Genomic DNA, 4674 nt, shown 5'->3' with positions numbered 1-4674 from the left:
CGACGCTCATCTCCTTCGCTGTAGCCGTCGGCAACATGCATCGCGCGACCTCCCCCGAGTTTAAGAAGGCCGGCCATCGGATTGCGCGTATCGCCCCGCGGTATGCGGCCGATGGGCTCACCCCTGATAAGGATGGCCTGCTCGAGGCGATGGACGTGGTCGAATCGCTCACCGAATTCCATGATGCGCTCGCCGTGTCCACCCCGGGCTATGGCGCCAGCGCCGAAGCGCTATTCAAGATGACGCTCGGCAATCGCATCGGCGTCAAGCTCGCCGACACCATCGCCGTGGACGACCTGTTCACCCCGGCCTATGGCTCGTTCCTCGTTGAGCTTGATGACAATGCGAAGCTGCCAGCGGTGTCCAACCGCGTCGAAATCGGCGTAATCGGCGAGACGACCGACGCGTACGAATTCGTCGCCGGCGGCGAGTGCCTCAATCTCGACCAGGTGCAGGAAGACTGGGAATCCGCAATGGAAAGCGTCTTCCCGTACCGCTCCAAAGGCGAGGAACGCGGCAGCGTCACCGAAACCGAGGAATTCCACGCCCCGAAGAAGACCGTATACACGGGCTCTCCCGTCGCCAAGCCGCATGTGGTGATTCCGGTGTTCCCGGGCAACAACTGCGAGTACGATTCCGCGGCGGCATTCGAGCGCGCAGGCGCCGATGTGAGCACGCTCATCGTGAACAACCTCACTCCGCAGGCCGTCGCCGAATCCACGCAGGCGCTGGTCGACGAGATCCGCCGTAGCCAGATCGTCATGATCCCTGGCGGTTTCTCTGGCGGCGACGAGCCTGACGGGTCGGCGAAGTTCATCACCGCGTTCTTCCGCGCCCCAGCCGTCACTGACGCCGTGCGCGACCTGCTCAAGAACCGCGACGGTTTGATGCTTGGCATCTGCAATGGATTCCAAGCGCTCATCAAGCTGGGCCTCGTGCCGTACGGCGACATCGTGCCGATGACCGACGCCTGCCCGACGCTGACCTTCAACACCATCGGCCGCCATCAGAGCCGTCTGGTGCGTACGCGTGTGGCTTCCGACCTGTCCCCGTGGCTGGCGGAAAGCGCGGTCGGCGACGTGCACACCATCGCGATTTCGCACGGCGAGGGCCGGTTCGTGGCTTCCGACGACGTGCTCGCCAAGCTCAAGGCCAACGGCCAAATCGCCACGCAGTATGTGGACGCCGACGGCGTGCCCGGCATGGATCTGGACGTCAACCCGAACGGCTCGATGCTCGCCATCGAAGGCATCACCAGCCCGGACGGCCGCGTGTTCGGCAAGATGGGTCATTCCGAACGGTACACGGACGGCACCTTCGTCAATGTGCCCGGCGACAAGCTCCAACCGCTGTTCACCAGCGGTGTGAAGTATTTCACCGCCTGAGTGGTCCGGTAATCCGGACTCGCTACGACGGATTGCCTTGGGCGGATTTGCCCCGGGCGACCCGTCAGGCGATCCCCCGCAGCGAATGAATCATCAGAAAGGCCGGTCGTTTCCCCATTGCGGGAGGCGACCGGCCTTATGGTTTCCGGTGTGCGATAGATACTCACCGCCCGCCCTAGTTGCCGCGCCTCATACGCCATCCGGCAAGAAACTACACGCAATCTTACCAACGCTCAGAGGACTCTCACCGTCGGTAACGCCTTCTGCCAAACACACAGACCACCCACCGTCGGCACACCCTCTACCGACACTCACACCCTCCCCAGCGGCGCAGAAACAGAACGACAACCCTCCACCGACGCTGACAGACCACTCAGCGGCGGTAGAAACATCTGTGGCGTGGGACGGCCGCAACGCAACGGGGCGACTATAATGATAACCGTTCGAACCAACGGCGGTTCGTCGGACGACGGCCGCACCCCTCCGATGACGTCAGGGAAGCGCATCGATGCAAGCAGACAGAGCATTCCCCACCGACGCATATGGCGCATCACACTATCGGCGAGAACGCTGGGACAACGCGAAGAAGCGAGCCCTGTGAAAGGAGCGGAGATGAACGGCACAGACGACTTATCTGGCGGTTCCACCGACATCGACGGCTCCACCATTGACTACGTCTCCATGATTTCGACATATGATCCGATGGAACAGACCACCCCGCTGCGTCCGATAGGTCCGGTGGGCACCCGTGTCGTCGAACGCATCGAGCAGGAGCCAGACGAACACACGCAGGCGCGATACCGCGTGAGTATCCGCACTCTTGCCGCGCTGATGACAATCATCCTATCCATAGCCATTGGCATCCCCATATACCGCGCAGTGCAACGCAACCGTTGGCAGAACGCCGTAGCCGATGATGTCGTATCCACCATGGAAATTGTTGACGACATGCTGCTGCAGAACCACGGCAACACCGGTTTCATCAACGGAGACGTCTCCTGCCCCGATCCGAATACCTGTTTTCTGACTGCCGATAGCGGTGTCATCACCAAAGACGCGCTCAACGCGGGGACGCGCATCCCTATGCATGCCGGCGATTCCATCACCATCAGGCATAACAGCCGCGACGGCGCGCCGGCATATGAATACATCGTGATTGGCGAAAACGTCCATCTGCCCGGCTCGTGCATCTACCACTCCTCATCGGGCGAGATGGTGTGCGACTGGCGGTGAGCCGAAGGAACCCAGCCGGGTCTGGCAGACAGACATGGCGATGGGCGTTGTCTGATTACCTTATTTCTCGCTTTGCCCCACGACAATCGCGTCATTCCAAGCCCCAGCGTCATTCGTCCCGCTCGCCGAAGAGTCCTGTTGCGAGGATTTCGCATCCACGGTGCATACCACATCGAATGCGTATCCGGTAGACGGCAGGTAATGCGCTGTAGCGTGTCGATTCCCGTCACCACGATGAGCAGCAGACAAGAGGGTATCGCATTCCTGCAGCTGTTTGCCCGTCACCTTCAACACGACCGTCTTGCCGGTCGCGGTATTCGTTCCTATGAGTCTGTGGTCAGGATATGGAAGGGGGTGGGAATACGTGACAGACTCGGAAGGGACGATGGTTACCGTCGTGGGATTTGACAATTGCGGAATATCGTTGATGAGGTCCTGCGCCACACATATACAGAACATCATCAGTGTGACTGACATTATTCCCAAGAGTTCCTGCCACAAACCGCAAATTCCATGAAGCCTATCGAACACACAATCAACGATGCATACTATCAATGCGAGGGATACGAACAAGCACAGCGCACATTGCGCATAATAATGCACCAGCATCTTGTCAAACAGCGGCGCGATAAGAGCAAACAGCCCTAAGGCAACCCAGATGCAGGTCAGCACCGCAAACCAACGATATCTTCTCAATCGCATACTCAAGCGACGAAGTTTTGCTTTCACCGTGGTATATTGACCCCAATCCTCCTGCATGGCATCGGATCGGCCCGGCCCTACGCCCATGGTAAACGCAGGCCCGTCAGGCGTCATCACCGGAGCACCGAGGGCGAACACCGATATATCTCCATGTTCATCGACTCCGCCAAGGGAATTCAGCATCAGCCGGGAATCGGGACCCGTCTGCGGCTTGGTTTGCCGCAGAGAGCCGACAGGAGAGGAATCAAGATTGTCGCCCGTCACCGAATCCAGCGCGGTGTAAGCGGTATTCGTTTCAGGAATCGTCGCCGACAACTGCGCCGGCGATGCTGTCTGATGCGGGACTGCAACCCCCTGCACCGGTGATTTCATGAATCGCTGGTCGAACTGCGACTCCAACGCAGCGGGCTGTACGGGGCGAACCGGCTGAGATACCGGTTGCGGCGAGAATACCGTCCCCGGCACCGCCGTTTGCTGCGCGGCATCGAACAAAACCCCAGTATCTTCCACCCCATTCACGGGAGCAGCACTTCCCCGACTATCGCCGCGACCATGAGACATCAAGTATTCCGACGTTTCCTCTTGCATTGCTGACCCTCCCACCCACATGCATGCTCTTGCACGTGGCAGCTGCTTCTCTCTTCTGTACAACCGACATCGGTTGCGCAGAAATCACCATATCAGTGATGAGTGACGACGCTACCGCGCAAGTGCGCAGCGCTCGACGTCTCAAATATTCTGCGGCGCGAACAGGCGAAGACCATCAAGACACGAGCGCGATAATCCGGCGGGACGAGGAATGCCCGTTCGTGAATCCGACCGCTCCAATCGAACCGGTTCGACACGCCCGACACGCCGTGCAACGTCAAACGTTTGACTCTTTGTTCCCCGGCGTCCCACTCCTCGTTGCCCATACCATCTACCTTAGAAATTGCAGAAGGTTATGGGCGGCCTGCCTGGTTGAAGAGGGTAGGCCGCTCCGGCACCGGGCCTGGTCGGGAACCAGGAACGGCGCGGTTGGATTCATTTCATCATCATTCCCAGATATCGGTTCGTGCGAAAACGAAAGCCGCGAACCGCAATCACGAGAACATCACAACACAGGAGAGAACATCATGCATCAACCGGTCACTTTCGAAATCCCGTCCATCGGGTACACCATCGTCGACCACGGAAGCAATCCATCCGACTCGGAAAAGACACGTCCGACAGCTGTGCAAACCGCTCGCCGCATCGCCTTGAGCACCCTCGCTGCCATCACGGTCATCGCCGTAGGCTGCTTTGCCGCCACCGGCATCGACGGGTTCATGCAACGCCGCCAGTGGAAAGCGAATATCACCACCGACATGGCATC

General features: G+C 59.4%; 4 protein-coding genes. 3 read left to right on the top strand and 1 reads right to left on the bottom strand.

Going from position 1 to position 4674, the window contains the following annotated elements:
* Together ACI38B_RS07190 and ACI38B_RS07185 are read left to right on the top strand one after the other, a co-directional pair.
* The coding region (locus tag ACI38B_RS07190; RefSeq protein WP_439730144.1) for a phosphoribosylformylglycinamidine synthase subunit PurQ at positions 1-1385 on the top strand (1385 nt) is incomplete at its 5' end.
* Positions 1386-1997: 612 nt separating this feature from the next.
* Positions 1998-2618, top strand: a complete 621-nt coding sequence (locus ACI38B_RS07185) for a hypothetical protein (protein ID WP_412150477.1) — start codon at positions 1998-2000, stop codon at positions 2616-2618.
* A gap of 60 nt (positions 2619-2678) precedes the next feature.
* Here the strand turns inward: ACI38B_RS07185 and ACI38B_RS07180 are convergent, their stop codons facing one another.
* Positions 2679-3908, bottom strand: coding sequence for a hypothetical protein (locus ACI38B_RS07180; RefSeq protein WP_439730143.1), 1230 nt, complete (start codon positions 3906-3908; stop codon positions 2679-2681).
* A 527-nt stretch (positions 3909-4435) separates the two neighbouring features.
* Here ACI38B_RS07180 and ACI38B_RS07175 point away from each other — a divergent pair.
* Positions 4436-4674 (top strand): hypothetical protein (locus tag ACI38B_RS07175; protein ID WP_439730142.1); only part of this gene is annotated, 239 nt, incomplete at its 3' end.

Origin of the sequence: Bifidobacterium sp., assembly GCF_051876855.1 — a bacterium.
In the GTDB taxonomy this organism is placed as follows: Bacteria; Actinomycetota; Actinomycetes; order Actinomycetales; family Bifidobacteriaceae; genus Bifidobacterium.
Note: the sequence above shows the minus strand (reverse complement) of the source record. Positions and strands in the feature narration are given on the sequence as shown.